Annotated in this window: 29 protein-coding genes; 9 read left to right on the top strand and 20 right to left on the bottom strand. The window is 68.8% G+C overall.

Annotated elements, in window-relative coordinates:
* Window positions 1-29: 29 nt before the first annotated feature.
* Both ASF88_RS01500 and ASF88_RS20235 read right to left on the bottom strand, forming a co-directional pair.
* Window positions 30-503, bottom strand: a complete 474-nt coding sequence (locus ASF88_RS01500; RefSeq protein WP_235493230.1) for a DUF1003 domain-containing protein — start codon at window positions 501-503, stop codon at window positions 30-32.
* 59 nt (window positions 504-562) lie between these two features.
* A complete protein-coding gene (locus ASF88_RS20235) occupies window positions 563-1018 on the bottom strand; it encodes a hypothetical protein (protein WP_157498147.1) in 456 nt (151 codons plus the stop codon).
* Between the two features lie 151 nt (window positions 1019-1169).
* On the opposite strand from ASF88_RS20235, the gene ASF88_RS01495 reads away from it, so the two are divergent.
* Together ASF88_RS01495 and ASF88_RS01490 are read left to right on the top strand one after the other, a co-directional pair.
* Window positions 1170-1703 (top strand): hypothetical protein, encoded by a 534-nt coding sequence (locus ASF88_RS01495; protein ID WP_200935214.1) that lies wholly within the window; start codon window positions 1170-1172, stop codon window positions 1701-1703.
* Window positions 1704-1921: 218 nt separating this feature from the next.
* Window positions 1922-2107 carry a hypothetical protein gene (locus ASF88_RS01490; protein ID WP_055913267.1) on the top strand — a complete coding sequence of 62 codons (186 nt, stop codon included), beginning with the start codon at window positions 1922-1924 and terminating at the stop codon, window positions 2105-2107.
* Window positions 2108-2194: 87 nt separating this feature from the next.
* Here the strand turns inward: ASF88_RS01490 and ASF88_RS01485 are convergent, their stop codons facing one another.
* From ASF88_RS01485 to ASF88_RS01470, 4 genes are all read right to left on the bottom strand, one after another.
* Window positions 2195-4549: an arylsulfatase gene (locus ASF88_RS01485; protein WP_055913264.1), complete on the bottom strand. Its 2355-nt coding sequence runs from the start codon at window positions 4547-4549 to the stop codon at window positions 2195-2197.
* Window positions 4550-4691: 142 nt separating this feature from the next.
* Window positions 4692-5402: a GAF and ANTAR domain-containing protein gene (locus tag ASF88_RS01480; RefSeq protein WP_055913261.1), complete on the bottom strand. Its 711-nt coding sequence runs from the start codon at window positions 5400-5402 to the stop codon at window positions 4692-4694.
* 8 nt (window positions 5403-5410) lie between these two features.
* Entirely contained in the window at window positions 5411-6097 is a 687-nt protein-coding gene (locus tag ASF88_RS01475) for a GAF and ANTAR domain-containing protein (RefSeq protein ID WP_055913258.1), read from the bottom strand.
* 70 nt (window positions 6098-6167) lie between these two features.
* Window positions 6168-7313 (bottom strand): fatty acid desaturase family protein, encoded by a 1146-nt coding sequence (locus ASF88_RS01470; RefSeq protein ID WP_082518681.1) that lies wholly within the window; start codon window positions 7311-7313, stop codon window positions 6168-6170.
* Between the two features lie 94 nt (window positions 7314-7407).
* Here ASF88_RS01470 and ASF88_RS20775 point away from each other — a divergent pair, with 94 nt between their 5' ends.
* Entirely contained in the window at window positions 7408-7575 is a 168-nt protein-coding gene (locus ASF88_RS20775; protein WP_200935213.1) for a hypothetical protein, read from the top strand.
* 184 nt (window positions 7576-7759) lie between these two features.
* Here the strand turns inward: ASF88_RS20775 and ASF88_RS01465 are convergent, their stop codons facing one another.
* On the bottom strand, window positions 7760-8290 hold the full coding sequence (locus ASF88_RS01465) for a hypothetical protein (RefSeq protein WP_200935212.1): 531 nt from the start codon (window positions 8288-8290) through the stop codon (window positions 7760-7762).
* Window positions 8291-8835: 545 nt separating this feature from the next.
* Here ASF88_RS01465 and ASF88_RS01460 point away from each other — a divergent pair.
* Window positions 8836-9081: a hypothetical protein gene (locus ASF88_RS01460; RefSeq protein ID WP_055913252.1), complete on the top strand. Its 246-nt coding sequence runs from the start codon at window positions 8836-8838 to the stop codon at window positions 9079-9081.
* Between the two features lie 35 nt (window positions 9082-9116).
* On the opposite strand, the gene ASF88_RS01455 is transcribed toward ASF88_RS01460, so the two are convergent.
* From ASF88_RS01455 to ASF88_RS01430, 6 genes are all read right to left on the bottom strand, one after another.
* The gene (locus tag ASF88_RS01455; RefSeq protein WP_055913248.1) at window positions 9117-9386 is read right to left on the bottom strand and encodes a hypothetical protein; all 270 of its coding nucleotides are present in this window, start codon (window positions 9384-9386) and stop codon (window positions 9117-9119) included.
* Entirely contained in the window at window positions 9383-9739 is a 357-nt protein-coding gene (locus ASF88_RS01450; protein ID WP_055913245.1) for a DUF7882 family protein, read from the bottom strand. The genes ASF88_RS01455 and ASF88_RS01450 overlap by 4 nt, the downstream gene beginning before the upstream one ends.
* Window positions 9739-10041, bottom strand: coding sequence for a DUF7882 family protein (locus ASF88_RS01445; RefSeq protein ID WP_055913243.1), 303 nt, complete (start codon window positions 10039-10041; stop codon window positions 9739-9741). Before ASF88_RS01445 ends, ASF88_RS01450 begins: the two co-directional genes overlap by 1 nt.
* Before the next feature lie 94 nt (window positions 10042-10135).
* Complete coding sequence (locus tag ASF88_RS01440) at window positions 10136-10990, bottom strand: serine/threonine-protein kinase (protein WP_235493229.1); 855 nt, start codon at window positions 10988-10990, stop codon at window positions 10136-10138.
* An 84-nt stretch (window positions 10991-11074) separates the two neighbouring features.
* Window positions 11075-12334, bottom strand: a complete 1260-nt coding sequence (locus ASF88_RS01435) for a diguanylate cyclase (RefSeq protein WP_162242553.1) — start codon at window positions 12332-12334, stop codon at window positions 11075-11077.
* A 163-nt stretch (window positions 12335-12497) separates the two neighbouring features.
* Window positions 12498-13289: an EAL domain-containing protein gene (locus ASF88_RS01430; RefSeq protein ID WP_162242552.1), complete on the bottom strand. Its 792-nt coding sequence runs from the start codon at window positions 13287-13289 to the stop codon at window positions 12498-12500.
* 81 nt (window positions 13290-13370) lie between these two features.
* On the opposite strand from ASF88_RS01430, the gene ASF88_RS01425 reads away from it, so the two are divergent.
* Window positions 13371-13970, top strand: coding sequence for a GNAT family N-acetyltransferase (locus ASF88_RS01425; RefSeq protein WP_327063227.1), 600 nt, complete (start codon window positions 13371-13373; stop codon window positions 13968-13970).
* 33 nt (window positions 13971-14003) lie between these two features.
* On the opposite strand, the gene ASF88_RS01420 is transcribed toward ASF88_RS01425, so the two are convergent.
* Window positions 14004-14807 (bottom strand): alpha/beta fold hydrolase, encoded by an 804-nt coding sequence (locus tag ASF88_RS01420; protein ID WP_162242551.1) that lies wholly within the window; start codon window positions 14805-14807, stop codon window positions 14004-14006.
* Between the two features lie 206 nt (window positions 14808-15013).
* Between ASF88_RS01420 and ASF88_RS01415 the strand changes: the two genes are divergently transcribed.
* The 3 genes from ASF88_RS01415 to ASF88_RS01405 all read left to right on the top strand — a co-directional run bounded on the left by ASF88_RS01415 (window position 15014) and on the right by ASF88_RS01405 (window position 18331).
* A complete protein-coding gene (locus tag ASF88_RS01415) occupies window positions 15014-16036 on the top strand; it encodes an LCP family protein (protein WP_082518678.1) in 1023 nt (340 codons plus the stop codon).
* A gap of 122 nt (window positions 16037-16158) precedes the next feature.
* A complete protein-coding gene (locus ASF88_RS01410; RefSeq protein ID WP_082518677.1) occupies window positions 16159-17781 on the top strand; it encodes a glucoamylase family protein in 1623 nt (540 codons plus the stop codon).
* Window positions 17782-17812: 31 nt separating this feature from the next.
* A complete protein-coding gene (locus ASF88_RS01405; RefSeq protein ID WP_055913222.1) occupies window positions 17813-18331 on the top strand; it encodes a DUF2127 domain-containing protein in 519 nt (172 codons plus the stop codon).
* Between the two features lie 6 nt (window positions 18332-18337).
* On the opposite strand, the gene ASF88_RS01400 is transcribed toward ASF88_RS01405, so the two are convergent.
* From ASF88_RS01400 to ASF88_RS01380, 5 genes are all read right to left on the bottom strand, one after another.
* Entirely contained in the window at window positions 18338-19603 is a 1266-nt protein-coding gene (locus ASF88_RS01400; protein WP_055913219.1) for a serine/threonine-protein kinase, read from the bottom strand.
* Window positions 19603-20034 (bottom strand): hypothetical protein, encoded by a 432-nt coding sequence (locus ASF88_RS01395; RefSeq protein ID WP_055913216.1) that lies wholly within the window; start codon window positions 20032-20034, stop codon window positions 19603-19605. The genes ASF88_RS01400 and ASF88_RS01395 overlap by 1 nt, the downstream gene beginning before the upstream one ends.
* A gap of 84 nt (window positions 20035-20118) precedes the next feature.
* The gene (locus ASF88_RS01390) at window positions 20119-21453 is read right to left on the bottom strand and encodes a sodium:proton exchanger (protein ID WP_082518823.1); all 1335 of its coding nucleotides are present in this window, start codon (window positions 21451-21453) and stop codon (window positions 20119-20121) included.
* 302 nt (window positions 21454-21755) lie between these two features.
* Window positions 21756-22415: a GntR family transcriptional regulator gene (locus ASF88_RS01385; RefSeq protein WP_055913213.1), complete on the bottom strand. Its 660-nt coding sequence runs from the start codon at window positions 22413-22415 to the stop codon at window positions 21756-21758.
* A complete protein-coding gene (locus ASF88_RS01380; RefSeq protein WP_055913210.1) occupies window positions 22415-23059 on the bottom strand; it encodes a GntR family transcriptional regulator in 645 nt (214 codons plus the stop codon). Before ASF88_RS01380 ends, ASF88_RS01385 begins: the two co-directional genes overlap by 1 nt.
* 309 nt (window positions 23060-23368) lie before the next feature.
* Between ASF88_RS01380 and ASF88_RS01375 the strand changes: the two genes are divergently transcribed.
* Window positions 23369-23563 carry a hypothetical protein gene (locus ASF88_RS01375; protein ID WP_055913207.1) on the top strand — a complete coding sequence of 65 codons (195 nt, stop codon included), beginning with the start codon at window positions 23369-23371 and terminating at the stop codon, window positions 23561-23563.
* A gap of 4 nt (window positions 23564-23567) precedes the next feature.
* On the opposite strand, the gene ASF88_RS01370 is transcribed toward ASF88_RS01375, so the two are convergent.
* Entirely contained in the window at window positions 23568-24506 is a 939-nt protein-coding gene (locus ASF88_RS01370) for a helix-turn-helix transcriptional regulator (RefSeq protein WP_055913204.1), read from the bottom strand.
* Between the last annotated feature and the right edge of the window lie 16 nt (window positions 24507-24522).

The raw sequence follows: 24522 nt of genomic DNA, 5'->3' as shown, positions 1-24522 counted from the left end.
GGAGCCCGTAGCCGACTGACCATCCAGCCCTATTCCGACAGTCCGGGCGCTGGTTGGAGCACGGCGTCAGCCGCTTTCGTGGGAGAGGGGTACCTCCCCAGAGACAGGTTCTGAACGAGCTCGTTGAGTTCGGCCATCATTTGGCGGTGCTGTTCGCTGAGTTGGATCAGGCGGTCGATCTCCTGCTTCGCCGCAACGTTCGTGTCGAAGTCGTGTTGGGCCATCGCGGCACTGATCGTGTCTTGACGCTTGGCGGAAATCAAGAGGATCGCTCCTTGCAGTCCGGCGAGCATCGAGAGGAACAGGTTGAGCAGGATGTACGGGTAGGGGTCCCACGACCCGTGTGCCAACGCGAGCGAGTTGACAGCAGCCCATACCGCCATGACGAGCAGAAAACCGCCGATGAACGGCCAGCTTCCCATGGCATTGCGGAGGACGTCGGCCGCACGTTGGCCCGCGGTGAGCGATTGAGCGTGCTTTTTGTGCCAGTTCTCGATTGCCATGCCATTGCCTCATTCCATTGCCCCGCGGGCACCCCGCGGCTGGTTGTCCCCTCGCTCGCTCAGGTCGACAACGTGAGCTCCGCCGACCGAAGATCGGCTGCAGTGAGTCCGTGTGGGCGGCGAGTCAGAGGCGCACGCACGCGCAAACCGTTCGTGGTGTGCTGACGCGCGGAGGGTCTGGGGATCGTTCTTTCTGCGCCCACCGCGAGCGAACCATCGAAATGAAAGGGAGTCGTCGGCGCGATCAGGAGCAGTTCGACGCCGTCCACGTGCGCGAGGACCACGAGTTCGGATCCTCCTGCCGCCAGCACCCGCGCTGCGTTCTTCTGAAAGACCAGGGCCATGCTAGCCCTCACCGAGAATTCGTTGCCGTTGTGATGCAGGACGACGACACGCTCACCAGGCATCGCGAGGTCGGATACGGCACTGGCCGGTCTGGTCAGATGCGCCCGCGGGGCGGGCTCTCGGACATGGAGCCGGATCGGTCCTGCACGCACATCGGCCGCGGTTCCCATTGCGGATCCCGATCTGCTTGTCGTCCGGGGCTTCTCACTCTGTAGGGGCTTCACACTCTGCGTCATCTTCAGACGTTACGCCGCCCGAATGTGAATAGGCCTGGCTTTCGCGCCTGTGTGCGCGCACATCTACGGCGCGTAGCGTCCGATCATGAACGCCCTCGACCGCTCGCCGTCCGCCGAACTCGAAGTCGGCGCCATCCTCACGGATGCACTACCTTCCACTCTGCTCACCCCTGAAGCCCCGGAACGGTACACCGTCTCCGCCGTCTTCACGCGCCGCCCCAGCCGGGCCGAGATCGACGCCATCCACGACAACGACACCCGCGACGCTCTCACCGCCGCCGGATACCCCGCCGTCGAGCTCCGGGTCTCCGATCGCCGGCTCGAGGTCGCTAACACCAACCTCGAGGAACTCACGTACGGGCTCGCTGCAGCCATCGCCGAACGGCTCCACGTCATCAGCCTGGACTCTGAAGCTGCCCACGAACGCTTCGAAGCCGAACTCCTGGAGAAGTCGCAGCGCGAGGCCGACCGTGCGGCGCTCGTGGCGCTCGCAGCCGCGGCCGTCACGTTCGCGCGAGTCGACGCAACAGCAGAATCCGAAGCGCGCTGGGAAGGCGAAGGCGGATCCGACGCGTCTCCTCATCGCCGCGCACACAACGACCGTCCGACCACGACCTGATCGACACCCGCTCGACGGACGCAGCATCGACGAGTTGTGAAGGCTTCGTTCTCTCTCTGCCGGGGCGCAACCCTGCCAGATGTGTGCGTACACATCTCGCAGACGTACCGTGAGTGCACACGGACCGCACTGATTCTGCGCCCAGCAGTTACGGGGCGCTGCGGCCGGCCCGCGTCCGTTGGCCTCACCCGCGAACGGCAATCTCAGAGAAGGTCATCATGACTGCAGGGCAAAGCATCAAAGACGCTGGCGAAAGTACCAGCAAGGTCACCGACCACGTCGTCGACGCGGTCGAAGACAAGGTCAACACCGTCACCGACGCTGTCGAGGACGCCCTCCGCACAGCGGCCGACAAGATTCACGCAGCTGCCAGCCAGCCTGCGTCCGTCCCCGCCGCCAAGTGACATCCGCCGCCTGAGTCGCGTCCGCGCGATGCCGCTCAGGCGGTTTTTCATGCCGCCACGCGAAACAGCGCCGCAGGTTTTCAGCCCCTATTGGTGTCGCATGGCGGCCGCGAGCCACTCCTCCGGGTCGAGCAGATGGCTGTGGTCGTCGAGCCCGAGGTCGATCTCGGCCCAGTCGATCCGCCCGGTGAACGACCCGTGGGGAGTGGTGTACCCCTCGTAGGCGGGCATCCCCGTATCTACGCCGACGTCGAGCCCCTCGTCGAACGAGAAGTACATCGGGTGCGTGCGTTCGACCTCGGCGCTGCCGGCAGGCTCACCATCGATGTAGAGGGTCACGGTGCCGCCCCTCCCGATTCCGCCTCCCGCGTAGGCGAACTCGGCGCGGACCTGGTGCTCGCCCTCCCCGATGCGTCGATCGGACAGCGCGGTGGACCGCAGCAGCCCGCAGTAGTTGTAGTGGAACCCGAGCTTGCCGCCTTCGGTGAAGAAGGACCACCCTCCGGTTCGCCCTCCCTGGGCCAGGATCGCGCCGTCGACCTCTCCGCCATCCGGTATCCGGAGCTGTGCGGTGGCGGACCAGGAACGGTTCTTGACGTTGATCGCCACGTTCTCGTTGAGGCGCTTCATGCCCTCGTGGAGGCGGAGCTTGGTGCCGGTGACGAGCGTCGGCCGTCCGGCGAACTCCGGATTCATCCGCTGGGCTGCGCGGTCGTCCATCGGGATGACGTTGTAGCGGGCGGCTTCGATGAGGAACAACTGCTGCAACTCGGCGAGTTTCTCCGGATTGGAGGCCGCGAGGTTGTTCGACTGCGTCCAGTCCGTGGTCGTGTCGTAGAGCTCCCACACGTCGGCGGAGAAGTCGGGGGCTGCTCCCACCACGTCCCAGGGGGTCCTGTGCTTCGTCTGCGCCGTCCAGCCCTCGTGGTAGATGCCGCGGTTGCCCATGATCTCGAAGTACTGAGTGCGGTGGCGTTCGTCGGCTGCGGCGTCGTCGAAGGTGTACTCAATCGAGACGCCGTGCATAGGCACCTGGGTGACACCGTTGACGGTGTGCGGCTGCGCCAGCCCGGCGAGCTCCAGGATCGTGGGCGCGATGTCGATGACGTGATGCCACTGGTCGCGGATCTCCCCGCGGGCCGCGATGCGGTTCGGCCAGTGCACGATCGTCCCGTTGCGGGTGCCGCCGTAGTGGCTGGCGACCTGCTTCGTCCACTGGTACGGCGTGCACATCGCGTGCGCCCAGCCGACGGCGTAGTGGTTGTACGCCTCGGGGCCGCCGATCTCGTCCAGGTGCTCCTTCCAGAAATCGAGAGTCTCGTACTCGGCTCCGCCGTTGGCGGCGGTGGAGAGCATGAAGGCGCCCTCGAGTCCGCCCTCGGCCGAGGCGCCGTTGTCGCCGATGATGTAGATGACCAGGGTGTCGTCGAGGAGCCCCAGGCCGTCGATCGCGTCGATGACGCGGCCGGTGTGGTGGTCGGCGTACTCGAGGAACGCGGCGTAGACCTCCATCTGGTGAGCGAGGATCGGTTTGCGCTCGTCGGGCACGTCATCCCAGGCGGGAATGCCTTCGGACCGCTCGGTCAGGACGGCGTCCGCGGGAACCACCCCGAGCTCCTTCTGCCGCGCGAAGGTCTTCTCGCGCAGCGCATCCCACCCGTCGTCGAACTCACCCGCGTGTCGGGCGATCCACTCCTTGGGAACGTGGTGCGGCGCGTGCGTCGCACCGGGTGCGAAGTAGACGAAGAAAGGCTTGTCCGGCGTCAGCTCCTTCTGCTGGTTGATGTACTGGATGGTCTTGTCGGCCAGGTCCGGCATCAGGTGGTAATCGGGATCCTCCGGAGGCTCGATCAGCGAGACGCCGTCGACCAGGGCGGGCGTCCACTGGTTGGTCTCGCCGCCGATGAACCCGTAGAACCGCTCGAAGCCGCTGAACGCCGGCCAGTGGTCGAAGGGGCCGGTCGGGCCGCTCTCCCACACCGGCACTTCGTGGCACTTTCCGAACTGGGCCGTGTTGTATCCGGCCTGCCGCAGGATCTCCGGCAGCGGGACGCAACTGTTCGGCCGGGTGGAGCGATAGCCGGGCGCCGGCGTGGCCGTCTCGGTGATCTGCCCCATCCCCACCTGGTGGTGGTTGCGGCCGCTGAGCAGGGCAGCCCGGGTCGGTGAGCAGATCGCAGTGGTGTGGAACCGGCTGTACCGGAGGCCACCGGCTGCCATCCGCTCGGCCGTCGGCATCGGCACAGGTCCGCCGAAGGCGCTGGACGCGCCGAACCCCACGTCGTCGAGCAGGACGAGAAGCACGTTGGGGGCCTTCTGCGGCGGACGCTTGACTTCGATCGGCTCCCGCTTCACCCCCAGCGTCTTCTCATCGACGGTGACCGGACCCACATAGACCTGATCGGGCAACGGAAGAACAGCACCCGGCAACACCTCGGACATACCCCACCTTTACTCGCCGAAACAACCACACAGAGAGGAGTCCGGCTCCCCCGTTGTGCAGAGATTTGCACAGTTCCCCGGGCGGGAAAAGAGTTGACAATCGCAGCGGCGCTTGCAAGAGCCGCCGCGGCATCGACCGCGGTCAGAGCCGCAGGTCACGCCGAACGACAGCCGCTGCGACCTCCGACAACCGTGCCTGATGCGAACGTGCGTACTGCCGAATCACGGTGAAGGCCTCCTCCACGGAGATCCGGTGCGAGTAGGCGACGACCCCCTTGGCCTGCTCGATCAAGACACGGCTGTCCAACGCCGTCTGCAGCTGCCGCCGGACCAGAGTGCTCTGCGCGATCGTGCGTGCGTGCAGAATGCCGATCGTCGCCACGTCCGCGAACGCGCGCGCTGCGATCAAATCGTCGTCGGGCAGTTCCCCGACCTCCTCGCCCAGCAGGTTGAGGGTGCCGATGATCTGTTCCCGCAGTCGCATCGGGACAGCGTGGACGGCACGAAAGCCGAGGTCGAGGGCCTTCGCGCGGAACTGGGACCACTCGGGAGGGGCGTCCCGGATATCGGCCAGCGACACCGGGCGACCGGTCCGGAAGCTCTCGATGCACGGCCCGGCAGACGCACTGAGCTGCATCACCTCGACCAGCCTGCTCGCCTCGCTGGTGGCAGCTACGACATCCAGCTCGCCGTGCTCGTCCGCAAGGAGGACTCCCGACGCGGTGGCGCCGAGGAGCGAACTGCAGGTCTCCACCAGCGTCTGCAGCAACTCGACGACGTCGTAGTCGTCCACCAGGGTGTCGGCCAGCCCGGCGAACGCCTCCAGCAACAACTGCTCGCGGGTCTCGGTCACGTCGACTCCTACCGTGTCTCGGGCGCAGAGAAGTCGATGCGGCGATCGAGCACGTCGCGGGCGACCTCCATCATCGATCGGTCGCTCGCGAACGCATGAGCCTGGATGACCAAGCGTGCATCGTCCGCGCTGATGCCCAACTGGGCCAGAACCATCCCTGTCGCCTGATGGATGATCTTCCGAGAGTAGGGCCGATTGTCTTCCGCGTAATCGTCGCCGCCTGCGCTCGCAGTCTGGAGGGCGGCTTGCAGGACCTGACGCGCGGTCGCGTCGGCAAAGTCCGCCGCCTTCTGCGTTTGACCGGGCTCGAGTGTGAGCGGCCGACGCGAGTAGAGATCGACCGCGCCGATCTCGAGAGGCCCGACGAGCAGCGGAAACGCGAACAACGCACGGATGCCTTCCGACCATACGGCCTCGGCGAAGGCGGGCCACGCGCCGCCGCCATCGCGGCGCAGATCGGGCAGGAGAACAGGCCGGCGGGACCGCACAGCTTCCCAGCACGGGCCTTCACCGAGGTCGAACTGTATCTCGTCGACGCGTGCGGCGAGCCGGTCGGTGGCCGCCACGGTCTGGACACCCAGCAAGTCGCCCAGAGTCGACACCGCGGCCCCGGTCACCGGAAACGAGCGGACGAAGCGGCGTGCCATCTCTTCGGCTGCGCCAGCCCCCGCCGGCCTCCCGTCTTCACCGGGCATCGCTCACGCTCCAGTCCCCGCACGCCCTGTGGTCAGTGACGACGGAACTCATTCACCAGGATGCTCGTCCTCATCCGGGAAGTCCAGGTCCGGGGGGTGCGGTCGTGACACCCGCGACGGCGGGAGGCAGCCCGCCGACGTCGAGCCCGGGCGCCTGGCGGATCTCGAGCAGCGGGCAGGCGAACGGATCCCTCTCGCCGAGACCGACCCGGTTGATGTGGCGGGTCACGATCGCGTAGGAGCGGAACAGACCGGTTTCGGTGTAGTGCACGCCGTTCTCCTCGCAGAACGCCCGGATCGCCGGGGCTGCGCGTCGCAGGTGCGGCCGGGGCATCGAGGGGAACAGATGATGCTCGATCTGGTAATTGAGGCCGCCCATCAGAAAGTCGAGCGCACGGCTGCCGCGGATGTTCCGGCTCATCAGCACCTGCCGGCGCAGGAAGTCGAGCTTGACTCCGTGCGGCACGAGCGGCATCCCCTTGTGGTTCGGGGCGAACGAGACCCCCATGTAGAAGCCGAAGAGTCCCAACTGCACGGCGAGGAACGCGGCCGCCTTGCCCGGCGAAAGCACCCAGAACACCAGCCCGAGATAGCCCAGGACACGGATGGCGAGGAACGCGATCTCCACGGGCCGCCGCTTGACCGGCTCGCGCGCGAGCACCCTCCGCACGCTCGAAGCGTGCAGCGAGACCCCTTCCAGCAGCAGGATCGGAAAGAAGAACCAGCCCTGGTGACCGATCAGCCAGCGAACGCCGGGAGGCCGCTGGGCCGCCTGCCGCGGGGTGAACGCGATCACCGGCAGCTCGATGTCGGGATCAGCGCCCTCCTGATTCGGGTTGGCGTGGTGGCGCGTGTGCTTGTGCTGCCACCAGCCGTAGCTCATCCCGACGAAGAGGTCCCCGACCACCAGGCTCACCCAGTCGTTCCAGCGACCGGAGCGGAAGATCTGCCGGTGCGCGGCGTCGTGGCCGAGGAACGCGATCTGAGTGAAGAGGAAGGCGAACAGGACCGCTGTGAACATCTGCCACCAGGTGTCGCCGATGACCACGAACACGACCACCATCGCCGCGGTGAGCGCCGGAACCAGCGCGAGCTTGGTCCAGTAGTAGCCGTATCGGCGCCGAAGCAGACCCGAGTCGCGGATGATCGCGGCGAGTGCGGTGTACTCGCCGCCCGATGCCGGCGGCTTCGGCCGACTCGCAGAGACCTCGGACATGGCCACACCCCTTCGCGCTGGATGACGTCGGGGTCCGGGCCGCCTGTGCTACTCAGCGTACGCGCGTCCGGGATTCGCGAGTACCGTCAGCGGCATGTTGACAGTAATCGTGATCCTCCTCGTCGTGTGGGCGATCCTGGCCGTCGTCGGGTTCGCCATCCAAGGTCTGCTCTGGCTGGCCATCATCGGCATCATCCTGTTCGTCGGCACCCTGATCTTCGGGATCGTCCGCCGCAACGCCAACCGGAAGAAGTCCGTCTGAGCGGCGCGCGGCGCCGTGACCACCATTGCCCGCCGGAGTCTCGAGTGGGACAATTCAAGTGATCGCCCTAGACCTAGGTGGTACCCCTGAGTGTGCGCACCGCCTTCCGGCCTGGCCCGGATCGCGGTGTTTCGGGTACTCCGCCATCCGGGCTCAGGATGTCGACGATGTCCTTTCGGCCCGTCTACGGGTCGGCCGGGTGGTCGTTGCGGACGTCGAACCACGTCGGGTCCGACGACCCATCCGCGTGCAGGACAGGCCCGGGCGAGCCGCCTGAAGAGGATGCGGTGAAGGTGACCGCCGCTGCCGCCAAGGCGATCAGCGCAGCACGGTCGGTCTCGCGGTGAGTCTTCGTCGGCGGCTCGGCCTCCGAGCGTTCGCGGGCAGCCGCGGAGCTCACGCTGATCGCGTACAGTCGTGCTGCGATCACCGACGCCAGGCCGCCGGCCAGCTCCTCGAGGTTCGTGTTCGCTATCTCCAGACGCCGGTCGGAGACGCGCAGTTCGACCGTCGGATGTCCCGAGTCGGTCAGCGTCGATCTGGTGGTGTTGTCCTGTATCTCGTCGATTTCCGCTCGGCTCGGACGGCGATTGAACACCGCTAGCACGGTGTACCGATCGGGGGCATCCGCCGTCAGCAATTCGCTCGGCAATGCATCCGCGAGAATGGCCCCGACACGCAGCTCATCCCGCCCGGCGTTGCGATGTGTGTTCATGATCGGACGTTACGCGCTGAACTTGTGCGTGCATCCAGGTTGCCGGTGAATCGTCGAGCGAACGTAGCCGACGACCCTCGGCAGGCGTACGCTCGAAACAGCGGGCTCCTCCGAGACGCGTTTCTGCCGGTCGATGCTCGATTCCGGGGCTCCTCGCTACTGATCGACGCGAATCGGTCAGAGAGGGGCACGTCATGTCGGATAGTTTGTTTCCCGAAGAGTCTCCCGAGCGGACCGAGCTCCGCGTCGAGAGGGCCTGGCAATCGCTGCGAACATCTCGCCGGGACGACCCCGACCGAATTCAGAAGGCTCACGACGCTTACCTGTCGGACCCGACCGACGAGGATTCGTCCTGAGTGTTCTGAACCGCTGGAAGGCAGATCGTACCCACTCTGACGTGGGCCGGTGAACTGCAATTCCCAGCAGGGGCGACGGCGAGGTCTCGCATCGGATCCCGATGCACCGGTCGCCGTCGTCCCGACTTCCTGCCGACTGCTCCTCGATGGCGCGTACTGTGCCTGACAACACGGGGGGAGGCAGGCGACGTGCGCATCGTGATCCACATCGACGGCCGTGTCTACGCCCCGGCCATCCGCTGGGAGCGGACTCGGCAGCAGATCGTCGGCGCCGCTCGAACCGGTGGGGGCTTCGTAGTGCTGCTGACCGCAGTCGGCGCGACCGAGGTCTTCGTCAGTGAGGCCAGCCGGATCTACGCCGAGCAGGTACCCGATGAACCATTCGAGCCTGAGCCCGACGACGTGACCTCCGACGGCGACTTCGACGATCTCTGACGAGGAGGCGTCAGGCGCGAGCGCGTTTCAGCAGCTCAAAGCCCGTCGAACGTGTCGTCGTCGATGCTCGACTGGGACACTTCGTCCGCCTCCGCGTCCGGGTCGCCTCCCACGTCGATCTGACTCCACACCACGGGCATGCCCGGCGAGAACAGGATGTCGATCCCGGGGCCGGAGTGCAGCGGCGGGATGTTCACGTAGTCCCCACCCGCCTGGATCGCGGCCTTGATCTTCTCGCGCAGCTCCGTCACTGAACCCGGCAGGAAGTAGTCCTTGCCGTCCACGGTAAGCCTGTTGACGATCACTGTTCATCCGTTCTGTCGGTCTTGTCCTGGGCCTGCGCCTGCGCCTCTGCCCCGGCGTCGGGTTCGTCGACGACACGGAGGCCCGAGACGCTGTTCGCCGTGCGGACGAGCGCCTCCACCCACGCGCGATTGATCGACTCGCGGGTATGCGTCGGGTAGGTGAAGCGGAGGCCGACGGTCGGCGAGATCCAGACCGAGTTCGAGCCGCTTCCGCCCGCGACAGGGATGTCCCACGAGAACACGAAGCTCTCGTTCCGCCGCAGCTTCGTGACGATCGCCAGCTGCAGGTGCGCGAGCAGGCGATCGTCGAACTCCACCGACGACAGATCGTCGCCGTAGAAGAGCGTCCCCATCAGCGCGCCACGGGCTCGGGGATCGCGCGGAGGCCGCCGACGCTGTTGGCGGCGTCCATCAGCGCCTCCGTCCAGGCGCGGTTCAGCGCGGGCCGGCGGCTGCCCACGTACTGGAAGTGCACCGGGACGGACGGGTTGATCCAGATCGCGGTCCGGCCGCGCGAGTAGGCCTCGTCGTGGTCCCATTCGAAGAGGAACTGCTCGTTCCGCCGCAGCTTCGACGTGATGACCAGCTGAAGGTGGGCCAGCAAGCGGTCGTCGATGTCGATCTTCGCGCCGGACCCGTAGATCAGAGTGCCCAACCGGTGCTCTCCTTCCGAGGGCGTGCGCCGCGCGGAGTCGCGTCGGCCTGACGATCATATGCTGCCCGAGCCGCCGATCGGGCGACGCACGCGCTCACGCGGGCTCGCGTTCCCGGGCCGCACGCAGGGCCCCTCGCGCCGCGGTCGCGACGTCCGCTGCGGACGGCCTCAGCGACGGCTCGGAGTGCGTCATCGCTTGGATGAGCGCGCGCCAGCGATCGGGGATGGTGTCGGGCGTCTCCGGATCGCGGTCCAGCCGGGCGAGCGCCGACTCCACGGGCGTCCCCGGAAAGGCGACCGTCCTCGTGAAGCACTCCAGCAGGACGAGGCCGAGCGAGTAGATGTCCGAGGCCGGCGTCAGCGTCTCGCTGCGCACCTGCTCTGGGCTCAGGTAGGCGGCGGTTCCGAACGTCGCCTCCGCGAGCTCCTGAGGGCGCGTCGCGTGGATGGCGATCCCGAAGTCCGTCAGCCTCGCCCGCGGGCGAGAGAACCGGGTGCCGTAATCGACGACCATGATGTTCGTCGGTGTCACGTCGCGATGGATCACGCGACGCGCGTGGACGTACTCGAGCGCCTCCGCGATCTCGAACGCGACCTCACCGATCTGCCGCGTGGTCAGCTGACCCGAGTTCAGCACCGCGCGGAGCGTGTCGCCTTCGACCAGCTCGATGACCAGGAAGGGGCGAGGGTCTTTGGGCGACGAGTCATCGACGCCCGCATCGAGGATCGACACGACGCCGTGATGGCGGAGGCCGGCGAGCACGCCCACCTCCGCCCGGAACCGCGCGAGATCGTTCCGGCTTCCCGAGGAGAACAGCTTGACCGCGACGTCGCGACCCAGGTTCTCGTCGCGAGCACGGAAGACCATCGAGGAGCCGCCGCGCGCGAGCAGCCGGTGGGGCCGGTACCTCCCGAGAAGAAGCGGAACCGGGGTGTCGGGTTTGTTCACCTCGACATTCTCCGACATTCCCGGCGTCGCCGCCGCCCACTAGACCGCGACGCGAACCTGCGGTATGCGATGCGGCTGCGGCCGCTACCGCTCGATTCCGTGGACGACCGCCTGATCGCCGCCGCCCCGCTTCGCGGCGTACATGGCCTGGTCGGCGAGGCGGATGAGATGGTCGATCGAACGGTCGGCGACCTCCGCGTCGGCGATGGCGATTCCGACGCTCGCGGTGATGTTCAACTCGGTGGGGATGCCGGGGAAGTCCTGCGCGATGGCCGCCCGGGCCCGGTCGGCCAATTCGAGGGCGTCCGACGTGCCGCCGACCTGCAGCGCGGCGATGAACTCGTCGCCACCGTAGCGAGCGATCATGTCCTCCTGCCGGAAGACGCTGCTCAAGCGCTCGGCCACCTCCTTGAGCACGGTGTCACCCGCGGCGTGCCCGAGGGTGTCGTTGATGGCCTTGAACCCGTCGAGGTCGACGAAGAGCACGGCCACCTGGTCGGTGTGCGCTAGCTCCGTCTGCTGAAGGTTCTCGTCGAACAGGCGTCGGTTGGGCAGACCCGTGACCTCGTCGAGCATCGCCGCGCGGCGCAGCCGCGCCTCCAGGCGCAGCCGCACCATGACCTGCCCGGCGAGCTGGGCCAGCGCCTCGGCCAGCGGCACGGCCTGATCGTCGAAGGTTCGGGGCTGATCGAAGTAGCAGGCGAACGCGCCGTACAGCACGCCGTCTTCGATGATCGGCACACCGATGACCGCGGAGACCCCCGCCCGCTCGAAGACACCGCTCAATCCGAGGCCCGGCGCGACGATGTCGGCCTCGGCGGGCGTCTGCACCGTCACCACGCCGCCGAGCGGGACCGCCTTGCCCTGCGAGTCCTTGGGCCACTCCTTCGCCAGCATGTTGTCGCCCGCCACGAGCGTGTAGTTCCCCGGCTCGCCGGTGTGCACGCTGCATGCGGTCGCGTTGAACGCTCGGCGCGCGGTCTCGGAAAGCAGTTCGCCGAGCTCCTCCTCCGACTGCGTCTTCGCGAACGCGACGGAGGCCGAGAGCAGCAGCTGCAGGCGGTCGCTCTCGCGTCGGCCGAGCGCTGAGGTGCGCTCGCCGACCGCAGCCAGCTCGGGGTCGAAGGCGACGATCGTGTGTCCCCCGGAGATCCGCACGGCGCGGATGACCACCGAGCTCCGCGTCCCCTGGTAGCTGTGCGTGGTGGACGCGAGGCGGATTCCGCCCGGGTTGCCTGTCGCCAGTGCCGCGGCCAGTTCGTCCGGGTCGACGCCGAGCACAGTGGCGAGCGGCATCCCGACGAGCGATTCGGAGGTTCGGCCGGCCCAGACCTCCAGTGCCATGTTGGAATCCACGACGACGTGGGATCGGTCGATGAGAGCTCGGGGGAAGGGCTGCATGCGCGCGACTTCGGCGAGCATGTCGGGCCTCAAATGTGTGACCGGTCTAAATGCATGTGTTGAGAGTGACGGTTGCCGAGGCGATCGTCAAGTCAGCGCGCCCTACTCATCCGCGTGGATGCGGCCCGGCGCCGACCAGAAGGCTGTCCACATCCGCCTTGGTCGTCGGACGCGACAGCAGATACCCCTGGCCGCGATCGCAGTGAAGCTCGCGGACTCGCGCCAGCTGCGCCTCCGTCTCGATGCCCTCCGCGACCAAGCGCATCCCCTGTGCTTTGCCGAATGCGACCGCGCGCGCCAGATCTTCGGCGTGGGCGCCGCGGGTCTCCTGCACGAGGGACTGGTCGACTTTCAACTCGGTCGCCTGGAGTGCGATGACCTGCTCCGGCGACGCGTACGCGGCGCCGAAGTCATCGATCGAGATGTTCACTCCGAGCGTGCTCAAGCGGTGGACGATATCGATCGCCTCCGGAACATCGGTCACCGGAGTGGTCTCGGTCACTTCGAGCGTCAGGAGGCTCGGGGCGAGGGAGAACTCGCCGAGCAGCCCGGCGACCGTGTCCACGATCGTCGAATTCCGAAGCTGGAGGATCGACACGTTGACCGCGACCTCGATCGGGTGCCCCTGGTTCTGCCAATCGCGGGCGGCGTTGCAGCCGAGCCGCAGCATGACATCCCCGATACCGCCGACGAGCCCCAGGCGCTCGGCCATCGGGATGAACTCGCCAGGCGCGATCAGACCCAGCTGCGGATGGATCCAGCGGCTCAGCGCCTCCGCCCCGACGACCTCGCCGGTCTCGAGGGAGAACTGCGGCTGGAAGAAGGCGACGATCTCGCCGCGGACCGCGGCGCGCGGGAGGTCACGCTCCAGTAGCGCGCGGCGATCGTCCAAGTGCACGATTGACCTCCCAACTTGCATCGACCGTCCTAGTTTCCCGTATCCGCTCGGAAGGCCGGGGGCGTTGGCAAACCGCTCGCGATGACGTACACTACGCCGACTGGTTCTTCCGCTGGTGACGGCTACGCTCGCGCCATGGCGCATCTCGACGGAGTGACTTGGCCTCCTGCCCCCATACGGACCGAGCGGTTGATCCTTCGTGCAGCAGAGGCGCGCGATCGCGAACCGATGCTCGACCTCTTCAGCGACGAGGAGGTCCACTCCTACGTCGGTGGCCCTGAGCCGCGCGAGCATCTCGACGAGCTGATGCCTGCCGTGCCCGGCCAGCGGCCCGGCTTCTTCGTCGTCGAACGCGATGGCGAGGCGATCGGCATCGTCACTCTCGATCGACGTGAGGCGCGTCTGGGACATGTCCGCCCCGAAGGCGGCGAAGCGGAGCTCGGATACATGCTGCTGCCGAGGTCATGGGGGCACGGCTATGCGACGGAGGCGTGCGCGGCAGCGATGGAGTGGTTCCGCTCGGCGCTGCCGGAGGAGCCGCTCGTGGTCTCGACGCAGCTCAAGAACACCCCTTCGCTGCGGGTCATCGAGAAGCTCGGCTTCGAGGAACTCGGCCGATACGAGGAGTACGGCGAGCCGCAATGGTTCGGAGCGTGGCCGCTGAGACCGCGGAACCCTTGACCGACCGCGAGGCCCCTCCCCGGGACGATCAGGTCACTCACCGAGCTCGGACGAGGAAGCGGCCGCCGCCCGTCCTCCTGCTCCGGCCGCGGAGCGCCGGCCCACGATGCGAGCGACCTCGCGGGCGTGGCTCAGCATCACCACGTGCGGAGCACCCTGCACCTCCACGAACCGGCCCTCAGGCGCGAGGGCGGCGACCGCGCGCGCCCAGTCCGCGCGGGCGATCGGGTCGCGCTCCCCGCGGACGATCGTGACAGGCGCCTCGATCAGCGGGAGGTCGTCTTCGAGGCGGTGGTCGAGCATCGAGGGCAGGACGCTCAGATACCACCGCAGTCCGCAACGCAGGTAGTCGGTGAGGACGAGCGCGTTGCTGTGCGGACTCTCGCGGAGGGTATCGAGGGCCAGCCTGCTCGCCGCGCGCAGCGGAGCGCGGTCCTCCGGTGCCATGACCGGTCCGAGGAGCACGAGCTCAGCCACGAGGTCGGGTCGACTCCGCGCGAGACTCGTGGCGACCTGGGTGCCCATCGAGTGGCCGACGACCACGACGCCGCGGAGCTCTCGGCCGTCGGGGAAGGTCGCGACGAGGTCGGCGTAGTCCTCGACGGTCATCCGGCGTCCGGGCTTCGGCGCACGGCCGAAACCCGGCAGGTCGACCGCGATGGTGCGGCCGCGCTCGGCGAGCACGGAGGACAGCCGATGGAAGTACCGCGAGCTGACGCCGATCCCGTGCAGCAGTAGCACGGTCGCCTCATCGAGGCTCTCGCCCTCGCGAGCCCGGCCACCCCGATCCGACGTCACTACGATGCGCGCCTGCACATCGGGCACCCCTGCACGCATCGAACCCCTTCCGGTCTCCCTTCGTACCGTCGGCCCGCGCCTCCTGACTGTCAAGCCCTGGTGCCGAGGTGCGTAGCCCCACGAAGTGGGGGTCCTCATAAATGAGGACAGAATGCTTATACTGTCCGCACCACAGAGAGAACTGAGGATTTCTCGACTGGTCTCAGGTGCCGGCACCCGACCCCCGGCACGAGGGGGCGAGCCGCATGGCCATCCACAGCATGCGCATCCATCCGCATGATCGCAACGGACGCTGGCTGCGTGCCGCGATCGTGCTCGCGTCGGTCGTCCTGCTCTTCGCGGGAACGGCCTTCGGCGTCGCGGCGTTCTATGCCGGGAGCGTCGCGAGCACGTTCGACTCGCACGTGACGAGGCTTCCGAACGCGCTGCCCACGGCCGTTCCGAGACCGCCCGTCTCATCCACCGGCGCGATGAACATCCTGCTGCTCGGCTCGGATTCGCGCGGCGACCCCACCGCCGTCGGCACCACCGCGCTGTCGAATCAGCGCTCCGACACGATGATGCTCGTGCACATCGACGCCGACCGCCGGGACGTCTACGTCATGTCGATCATGCGCGACCTCTGGGTGCCCATCCCGGGGAACGGCACGGCGAAGATCAACGCGGCCCTCGCCTGGGGCGGCACCCCGCTGACCGTGCAGACGGTGGAGCAACTGCTCCAGGTGCGCATCGACCACGTCGCGATCCTCGACTTCGCCGGGCTGAAAGACATCACGAACGCCATCGGGGGCGTGGACGTCGACAGCCCCGTCGCCTTCACCACGGTCAAGTCGCCGCACTACACATTCGTCAAGGGCATGAACCACCTCGACGGCGACGAAGCCCTCGCGTTCGCACGCGAGCGCTACGCCTTCCCCGAAGCCGACTATCAGCGCGTGGCCGATCAGCAGGCCCTCCTGGCCGGGTTCGCCACGACCCTGATCCACCGCTCGGTGCTCACCGACCCGTCCGCCCTCCTGGCGTTCGCGCGGAGCACCGGATCCGCCGTCAGCGTGGACTCCTCGTTCGACCTGCCGAGCATGCTCGCGCTGGCGGCGAGCATGCGTATCTCAGGCGCGTCGGGCATCCACACCTTCACGCTGCCGACCGCCGGGACCGGCACCTCCGCCGACGGGCAGTCGATCGTGAACGTGGACCCGGCCGCGCTCGCCCGCGTCCGCACGGCGCTCGCCACCGACACGCTCTCGCAGTTCGCTCCCGGTCCGTGATCGGGGCGGACGGGCGCTGACGGCGGCTTCGCGAAAGTCGCGGTCGACCCCACTTGCGCGATCGAATGTATGCGCATACGGTCCGCGGGGTGATCAATGACGACACGAAACGGAGACCGTCCATGACCAGACCCCGTCCCGCCCGGCGCTCCCGCCGGGCAACCGTGATCCTGCGACTGTCCGTCGCGCTCGGCCTCGCCGCCGGGTCCCTCATCACCGCGCAGACGGCGACGGCCGCCCCTGCGCCCGCGCCGGCCCCCGCCGGCCACGGGCCGGGCGGCATGCAGGGGATGAGCGCGCAGCCGCCGCTCACCGCCTCCCAGAAGGCCGACCTCCTGCAGGTCGCGAAAGACACCTGGAACTTCTTCAAGCAGGACGTCGACCCCACCACCCATCTGCCGCTGGACAACCTCGGCCCGGCCGCGACGCGGGGCGGATACACGTCGGCGGCCAACATCGGCGTGTATCTGGAGGCCGTCGTCTCCGCCGGCGACCTGGGGATCATCAAGCGGCCGGAGGAGCGGGCGCTGATCTCGTCGACGCTGACCGGCGTCGCCGCGCTGCGCTCGTCGCACGGCTTCCTGTTCCAGTGGTACGACACCGGCACCGGCCACACCATCCTGAACCCGGGCGCGGCCGACTGCTCCACCGAGACGACGCCGAAGCAGGACAACTGCTCGTTCCTCTCGGCCGTCGACAACGGCTGGTACGCGTCGGGTCTGCTCGTCGCCCGCCAGGCGCTGCCCGAGCTGCGGAAGCAGATCGACGCGCTGATCGCGCCGATGGACTTCTCGATCTTCTACGACGACCGGGCGCAGACCGCCTGCAACACCAACCCGGACATCGCGGGCAACCAGCCCACCGGCCAGATGTACGGCGGCTACTACGCCGACCAGGGCCCGGCCGGCTACCACAACGGCGCGATCTACAGCGACCCGCGCATCGCGATGTACATCGGCATGGGCCTCCACCAGATGCCGGGCGACGTCTGGTGGCGCACCTGGCGCACCCTCCCGCCGCAGCAGTGCAGCACCGATCCGGACTTCTCGTGGCAGGGGCAGTGGCCGGTCGCCGGCGACTGGCAGAAGTACACCGACCCGCAGAGCGGCAAGGTCTTCAACGTCTGGGAGGGCCACTACACCTATCCCGGCACGTCGCTGACGTTCCTGCCGACCTGGGGAGGAGGCATGTTCGAGGCGACACTCGCCAACGAGATCGTGCCGGAGACCACGTGGGGCCAGAACGGATTCGGCCTGGCAGACGTGCGCACCGCCCAGGTGCAGGAGAAGTACGCGACCCAGACGCTCGGCTACCCGGTCTGGGGCATGTCGCCGTCCAGCACGGCCGATGACACGGGCGGCTACGGCGTCTACGGCGCCGCAGGCCAGAAGTTCCCGGCGGGGCAGGCGCTCGCGCAGTGCCCGGCCTGCTCGGCGGAGGACGTGGTCACCCCGCACGCCTCCTTCACCACCCTCGGCGTGCTGCCGCAGGACTCCTACGCCAACATCGCGAAGCTGCGGTCGCTCTACCCGGGCATCTACAGCGCCGACGGCGGCTTCTTCGACGCCGTGAACCCGGCCAGCGGGTCGATCGGGCATCGCCGGCTGGTGCTGGACCAGTCGATGATCATGATGTCGATCGACAACGCCCTCCAGAACGGCGCCCTCCGCCAGCACTTCGCGGACGACCCGGCCTCCTGGGCGGCGAAGACGTACCTGTCGATGGAGACGATGACGCTGAAGTAGCCTGGCTGTCCAACACGGCCCAGGAGGTGCGATGAAGGACCGGATACTCGACCTCGTCTTCCTCCTGGGCGTGCTCTTCAAGGGGCTCGACGGCCTGGTCGAGCTCGTCGGCGGCGTGCTGCTGCTCTTCGTCACTCCGGCGAAGCTGCAGCACGTCGCCGACACCGCGACGTCCGGGGAGCTGGCCGAGGACCCGCACGACCTCATCGCCAACCTCATCGTCCACGGCGCCGCGCACCTCCAGCGCGGCAGCCTCGTGTTCGCCGCGGTCTACCTGCTGGTGCACGGCGCCGTGAAGCTCGCGATCGTGATCGCGCTGCTGGTCGGGTCGCGCCGTATCTACCCCTGGGCGATGGCCGCGCTCGGGGCGTTCCTGATCTTCCAGGTCTACGAGTTGGTGACGAAGCCCTCCATCGGCGTCGCCGTGCTGACCGTCTTCGACGCGGTCATCATCTGGCTGACCTGGCGGGAGTGGCGCCGCGGCCGCGAACTGCGCACGACCTGGCGGGGGACGGTGGCGTGGGTCTTCCGGAGGCCGGTGGCGGGCTAACCCGCCTCACGGCGCGTACGACGTCGACACCTGGTGCTCGAGCTGCTTCAGGTGGGTGCCGAGGGTTCCGCCGACCGCAGGGTAACTGCCGACCGGGTCGGGTGCCGGGTGCGCGGAGGCGCTGAGCGCGCCGATCGTCAGGATCACCGCGACGACGGCGGCGAGCGCGTCGAGGGCCAGGATCACTGCGAGCGCCGTGCGCCGGCGAGGTGACGCCGCGCGCTCCGACCGTGCGGGCCGCTCGGTCTCGGGCTCCGGGGTCGTCGACGGCCGCGCCGCCGGCGCCTTCGACGCCAACGGATGCGTCGGCTCGGCATCCGATGCCGGGAGCAGCAGCGTCGGCGGCAGAGTCGTCGTCACGTCCCGTGCCGCCACGGGCGCCGTGGGCACCTCGTCCGGCGCTGGAAGCACCGCCGTCCTGGCCTCCTCGGCGAGGAGGGCGCTCAACTGCGACGCGGCCTCCCCCGCGGCCAGGCGCCGACCGGGCTCGCGCGCCGTCATCCCGCGCAGCAGCTCCGTCCACGCGACGCCGAGCGACTCCGGGATCACCGGGTCGCGGGAGAGCCGGGCCGTCGCCGACTCCACGGCGTTGCCGGGGAACTCCCGGCGACCCGTCAGGCACTCCAGCAGCACGAGGCCCAGGGAGTAGACGTCGGTCGCCGCGGTCAGCGGCCGGCCGGCGGCCTGCTCCGGGCTCAGGTAGCTCGCCGTCCCGATGACCGTGCCGGTCGCGGTGACTTTGGCGTCGTCCACCAGGCGGGCGATGCCCAGGTCCGTCAGCTTCGCGGCGACCCCGGAGGCGGTCGACTCCGGGAGCAGGATGTTCGCCGGGGACACGTCCCTGTGCACGACGCCGGCCCCGTGGAGGTACGCGAGCGCCCGAGCGATGTCCGCGCCGATCGCGGCGACGGCCGGCGTGGCGAGCGGGCCCGAGCGCAGGCGCTCCCTGACGTCGGTGCCCTTCACGTACTCCAGCACCAGCACGCCGCGGCCCTCGGCGTCCGAGATCGCGTCGAACAGGGTCACCAGCGACGGATGCGACCGGGTCGCGAGAATGCGGACCTCATCCTGCTGCCGGCGGAGGTCGGCCGCCGACGCGAACTCCGGGCGGAAGATCTTGAGCGCGACCTCCCGGCCCAGCGCCTCGTCGGTCGCGCTGTAGACATCGGCGAGGCCCCCGCGGCCGATCCGGTCGAGGATGCGGTAGCGGTCGGCGATCAGCCTGCCGGTCTCGCCGGTCAGCTGTCGTGGGGTCTCGTTCGTCGTCGACATCACCCGTCACCGTCGGAGCCGGACTTGCCCTTGCCGTGGCCCTTGTCCTTCTGGTCCTTCTGCTGCTGCTGCTGTTGCTGGAGCTGCTGGAGCTGCTGCTGCAGCTGGGTCTTCTCGGCCTGGTCCTGCAGCTGCGTCAGGTCGGCGCGCACCGCGACGATGGAGGTGTTGATCGCAGCGTGCCTGGCGCCGCTGATCTCGCCCTTCGCCAGGGCGGCGTCGTTCAGCTTCGCCAGCGCGGCGAGCTTGGTCTGCGCGCCGGCGAGGTCGTTCGCGTGCGCAGCCGTCGCCACCTCGAGCACGCCGTGCTGGAGGGTGGAGGCGGTCTGAGGCGAGTACTCCGATCCCGCAGCGCAGCCGCTGAGGCCGAGAGCGACCGCGAGAGCAGCGGCGACGACGACACGCCGGACGGGTCCTCCGGCTGACCTCATACACGCCACCTCCTCACGGCCTCAAGCACGGTAGCCGCAGACGCGGCCGGTGTCGAGGCGGATGGGCAGTCACACCGGAGATCCTCAGCGAGCCGGCTGCTCCGTCGAGGCGGCCGCGTCGCGGGTGCGCGTCCCGATCCGGCGGAAGGGCGCGGCCAGCGTCGGCGGCACCAGGCGCGCCTGCCGCGCCAGCAGCGCGACCGCCAGCACCGCGTAGACGGCCGACACCACCCAGCGGGCCTCGGTGGAGGTGAACACGAACGTCGCCGCGAAGAGCACGAACAGGGCAGCGGCCCAGCGGCCGGAGAAGCGCAGCCCGACGAGCATCGCGACCCCGAGCACGGTCTGCGCGACCGTGAGCGTGAACTCCTCGACCTGGCGGCCGTCCAGCGGCAGCGCCCAGCCTCCGCCGCCCACGAGGTGCGCGACGGGCAGGGTGCCGACGAGCGCGGTCCACTGGTTGACCTTGCTGGCCAGCAGGATGCCGAGGCCCATCGCCGCCTTGCCTCGTGTGGCGAAGATGATCGCGATGACGAACTCGGGGGCCTCCGACGCAAGGGGCGCGAGCCACTGCACGAGGAGGAAGTCGTCGATGCCCGCTGCACGACCTCCCGCGATCAGGCTGTGCGCGAACGGCTCCGCGAGCAACAGGATGACAACGGCGGAGACGACGAAGATGCCGATGACGGTCGCGCGACGGGCGACCGTCGGGAGCGTGCCGATCGCGCGGGGCACGCCCACGAGCTCCGGCTCCTCGCTCTCGCCCCGCGAGACGCGCCAGAGGTAGTAGCCGAACAGCGCGAGCAGCCCGACGCCGAGCACGACCGGGATGCTCCCGGTCAGCGGGATGACCAGGGTGAGCATCGACGCGATCACCAGCAGGCCGAGCTCGACCCGATTGCTCTCGGGGAGGCGCACCGCGAACGGGCGCGCGCTCACGTCCGGGTCGGTCGGCCGGCGGCGGGCGCGCGCCGTGCGGTACACGAGGAACGCGATCAGCAGGAGGAAGGGCCAGCCGAAGCCGAGCAGCAGCCGGTTGGACCCCGTCATGTTCGCGGCGGCGTACTGCGCCTGGCTCGGGTCCGAGCCGGACGTGAACGCGAAGTAGAGGTCGATCGCGTACTCGGGGAGGATCGCGATGATCGCCAGCAACCCGACCGCCAGGCCTCCCGAGATGTCGACCTCGGCCGCCTCCCCCGCCCACGCCAGCGCGAACGCGGCGGCGACGATGGCGAGACCGAACATCAGGATGCCGACGATCGGCGGCGCCTCGACGCCGCTCAGGCGCAGCGCGACGCCCTGCGCCGCGACGAGCGCCACCAGCCCGAGCGGGATCAACACTCCGCGGAGCGATCCGGCGGCGCGCGGCGGCGCGGGTGTCGCGCTGGTCGCTCGGGTGTCTGTTCTGTTGCTGGTCATCTGGCCGGCCTCTCGGTCGAGGGCGCCGGACAGCACGCAGCAAGGAGAGTCCGGTCACCGTGGTGGGACCGAAGGTCTCGCTCGCCCGGCCGATGTGGCACGGGAGGCACGCCGGGCCGCTTCGACGCGAGCCAGTATGTCGACGTGCCCGCACACCCGGGAACCGGGTGCGGAGCTACTCCCCTTCGCGTCGTCCATCCTTCCGGACCTCGGCGCCCGCACCGGCATGCTCGGGCGGATTGCCAGCGTTTCGTGCGGCCTAACTCGACGGCTAGTCGGGGCGGCCTCTGGAGCTCGGAGGGTCAGGCCGTCGGGTGCGGGACGCCGAACACCCGTTTCGTGGCGATGACCGCCTCGCGGTCGTCGCCGCGGCGCAGGGCGCTCTTCAGCGCCTGGTACCTGCGCGCCAGGTCGCCGAGGTCGGCGTGCAGGCCTTGGGAGGCCACGCTCACGTGGTAGCTGAGCGACGGTGCGGCACGCTCGATGAGCTCGACAAGGACCGGGTTCGGGCACGACCGCAGCATCGCCCCGAAGAGCGACTCCGCCGAGCGCGTGATCGCGGGCACGTCGCCGGAGCCGAGCTGCGCGATCACGTCGTCGATGCCCTCACCCATCGCCGCGCGCGCCTCGGCGCCGAGCTGCGGCAGGGTGAGGAGGGTCGCGCCGGCCAGCAGCACGCCGATCGTCTGCAAGGTCTCCTGGGCCTGCTCGGGCCGCGGGGCGATGACGGCCGAGTGCGATTGCGGGGCCGTCTGCACCAGGCCCTCCAGGCTCAGCGTGTGCAGCGCCTGCCGGATCGGGGTGCCGGAGACGCCGAGCCAGCGGCGCAGCTCGGCCTCGTCGAGGCGCTCACCGGGCAGCAGCACGCCGGTGAGGATGGCGTCTTTCAGACGGCCGTAGACCCGGTCGCGCACGAGTTCGCGCGGTGCACCGGCGGCGCCTGCGGCATCCGGGATCGGCATCACGACGCCTTCCCCGGGGTCTGGAGGCCGGGCAGGTCGATGCGGAACACCACTTTCGTCGCATCGGCGACGCCCTGCGCGTCGCCGGCCTCGACGGCGTCGCGGAGCCTCCGGTAGGCCGCCGCCGCCTCCTCCCACTGCACGTCGAGCGCGCGGTAGGCCGTCGTCACGTAGTACGCCCGCGCTGCGAGGGCGCGCGCGGAGAACTCGACCAGCACGCTGTTGCGGCAGTGCGTCATCAGGCGCGCGTAGTAGGCCGCCGACGCGGCGATGGAACCGTCGATGTCCGTGCGGTCCAGGGCCTCGATGAGCCGGTCGAGGTCGCCGACGACGTCGAGCCGGCCGGCCTCGCCGAGCTCCTCGAAGACGAAGTCGAGGATGCCGAGGACGACCACGCCGATCGTCTGCAGGTTCGCGACGGCGTCCTCCGCCCGCGGCTCGACGACGCGCGTGTGCGACTGGGCGACGGTCTCGACGAACCCTTCGACGGTGAGGGCGTGGAGGGCCTGCCGGATGGGCGTCTTCGACATCCCCAGCCAGGCCTGCAGCCGGTCGTCGTCGAGTCGCTCGCCGGGGAGGATCGTGCGCGTGAGGATGGCGTTCTTCAGGGCCTCGTAGGCGCGGTCGCGTGCGAGAAGGCGCACGGGTGCGCTGCTCGGTGAACCGGGAACCGGCATCCCCCCACCTCCTCCCGACCCGCGTATCCCCGACCTCATCGTACTGACGGCTTCGGCCGAACTGGAACTTCAATCTGGATTAAAGTTCCAGTTCGCGCGTAAACTGCACGCACAGTGCGAATACCGCTCTCGAGAGCCTCGTTCCCCCGACGCGGCTCTCGACCCTGAGTCCCGGATTCTGATCTCGGGACTCAGTCGGGGTCCTGCGCTTCGGGTGCGCAGGACCCCGACCATCATTCTCAGAAACGCCTCCAGCCCGAGGGAGCCACCGCAGCGATGTTCCTCGATCGAACGGATCCCGGCGAGCTCACGGTCACCGTCGAGCACGACGTCTATCTGCGCCTCCTTCGTCGTGCCGCGGAGCACGGCCTGACCCCGGAGGCCTTCGTCGAGCGGCTCGCGCGCGACGCGTTCGACTGCGCGATGATCGTGCCCCGAACCGACGGCGTGCGACGGGACCCGACTTCCTAGTCCCCTACGGACGGGATGCCGGCGGTTCCTCCGCTGCGCCGAACTCGGCGGTGTACACCCGCCGGAAACGATCGCCGGAGGCGAATCCCCAGCGGACGGCGAGGTCGTCGTCGCTGGTCGACGGGTCGCTCATCCGGTCGGAGCGCGCCGCGGACAGCCGCGCATCCCGCAGATACCGGCCCGCACTCGAGCCGGTGCGCGACCGGAACGCCAGATCGAGGTCGTAGCGGCTCGCTCCCGCCGCTGACGCGATGTCGCCCACGGTGATCGGCAGCGAGAGGTAATCGTCGACGAAGGAGGTCGCCCGCCGGAAGATGGTGTGCTCGGACCGGTTGGTCGCCGGCCGCCTGCGGCGGTCGCCCACCAGCGGGAACGTCTCGAGGACGTCCACGGCGAGCTCGTGGAAGAGGCTCGCGCGGACCAGCGGGCTGTCGATCGTGCCTGAGCGGAGGAACTCCGCTGCGAGCTGGATGGATTGGAGCATCCGGTAGCTCCGACGCAGGTCGACGGGTCGCGGTGAGGCGAACTCCGGCACGGCGCTGTCGTCCGCGAAAGCCACCCGCGCCACGTCGCGGAGGAGTTCGGGCGCGATGTAGACGTTGACGATGGTCAGATTCTCACCGTGCCCGAACAACTCATGTCCCGGCCGGGCCAGGAACGGCGCTGCGTAGGCCGAATCGCGCTCCCCGTCGATCTCCCACCGATAGTCGCCCGAGAAGACGCCGGAGACGCTGAACTGGTCGAACTCGCCGTCTGACTGCCACTCGCCGCCGATCCGGTAGAGGCCGACCGACAGGCCGTCGTCGCCGGCCTGATCGACACGGAACGAGAAATCGGAGCCGGGATCCCGCGAGAAAGCGAACCGCCCGTCCGCTTCACGCAGCAGGACATCGGCCTCGGTCGGGTCCGCTGTGCTGCTCTGCACGCGCCTGAGGTCGCTCACAGACCGAACAGTACCC

Source organism: Leifsonia sp. Leaf336 (genome assembly GCF_001423695.1).
Lineage (GTDB): Bacteria > Actinomycetota > Actinomycetes > Actinomycetales > Microbacteriaceae > Leifsonia.
Note: the sequence above shows the minus strand (reverse complement) of the source record. Positions and strands in the feature narration are given on the sequence as shown.

Coding starts and splice junctions, on each gene's coding strand:
- ASF88_RS01385 (WP_055913213.1), bottom strand. CDS start 22,415: ATGCCGATCCCGGATGCCGCAGGCGCCGCCGGTGCACCGCGCGAACTC.
- ASF88_RS01495 (WP_200935214.1), top strand. CDS start 1,170: ATGAACGCCCTCGACCGCTCGCCGTCCGCCGAACTCGAAGTCGGCGCC.
- ASF88_RS01425 (WP_327063227.1), top strand. CDS start 13,371: ATGACGTACACTACGCCGACTGGTTCTTCCGCTGGTGACGGCTACGCT.
- ASF88_RS01405 (WP_055913222.1), top strand. CDS start 17,813: ATGAAGGACCGGATACTCGACCTCGTCTTCCTCCTGGGCGTGCTCTTC.
- ASF88_RS01475 (WP_055913258.1), bottom strand. CDS start 6,097: ATGCCCGGTGAAGACGGGAGGCCGGCGGGGGCTGGCGCAGCCGAAGAG.
- ASF88_RS01485 (WP_055913264.1), bottom strand. CDS start 4,549: ATGTCCGAGGTGTTGCCGGGTGCTGTTCTTCCGTTGCCCGATCAGGTC.
- ASF88_RS01490 (WP_055913267.1), top strand. CDS start 1,922: ATGACTGCAGGGCAAAGCATCAAAGACGCTGGCGAAAGTACCAGCAAG.
- ASF88_RS01420 (WP_162242551.1), bottom strand. CDS start 14,807: ATGCGTGCAGGGGTGCCCGATGTGCAGGCGCGCATCGTAGTGACGTCG.
- ASF88_RS20235 (WP_157498147.1), bottom strand. CDS start 1,018: ATGGGAACCGCGGCCGATGTGCGTGCAGGACCGATCCGGCTCCATGTC.
- ASF88_RS01400 (WP_055913219.1), bottom strand. CDS start 19,603: ATGTCGACGACGAACGAGACCCCACGACAGCTGACCGGCGAGACCGGC.
- ASF88_RS01450 (WP_055913245.1), bottom strand. CDS start 9,739: ATGGGGACGCTCTTCTACGGCGACGATCTGTCGTCGGTGGAGTTCGAC.
- ASF88_RS01415 (WP_082518678.1), top strand. CDS start 15,014: ATGGCCATCCACAGCATGCGCATCCATCCGCATGATCGCAACGGACGC.
- ASF88_RS01375 (WP_055913207.1), top strand. CDS start 23,369: ATGTTCCTCGATCGAACGGATCCCGGCGAGCTCACGGTCACCGTCGAG.
- ASF88_RS01395 (WP_055913216.1), bottom strand. CDS start 20,034: ATGAGGTCAGCCGGAGGACCCGTCCGGCGTGTCGTCGTCGCCGCTGCT.
- ASF88_RS20775 (WP_200935213.1), top strand. CDS start 7,408: ATGTTGACAGTAATCGTGATCCTCCTCGTCGTGTGGGCGATCCTGGCC.
- ASF88_RS01390 (WP_082518823.1), bottom strand. CDS start 21,453: ATGACCAGCAACAGAACAGACACCCGAGCGACCAGCGCGACACCCGCG.
- ASF88_RS01500 (WP_235493230.1), bottom strand. CDS start 503: ATGGCAATCGAGAACTGGCACAAAAAGCACGCTCAATCGCTCACCGCG.
- ASF88_RS01410 (WP_082518677.1), top strand. CDS start 16,159: ATGACCAGACCCCGTCCCGCCCGGCGCTCCCGCCGGGCAACCGTGATC.
- ASF88_RS01435 (WP_162242553.1), bottom strand. CDS start 12,334: ATGGCACTGGAGGTCTGGGCCGGCCGAACCTCCGAATCGCTCGTCGGG.
- ASF88_RS01470 (WP_082518681.1), bottom strand. CDS start 7,313: ATGTCCGAGGTCTCTGCGAGTCGGCCGAAGCCGCCGGCATCGGGCGGC.
- ASF88_RS01465 (WP_200935212.1), bottom strand. CDS start 8,290: ATGAACACACATCGCAACGCCGGGCGGGATGAGCTGCGTGTCGGGGCC.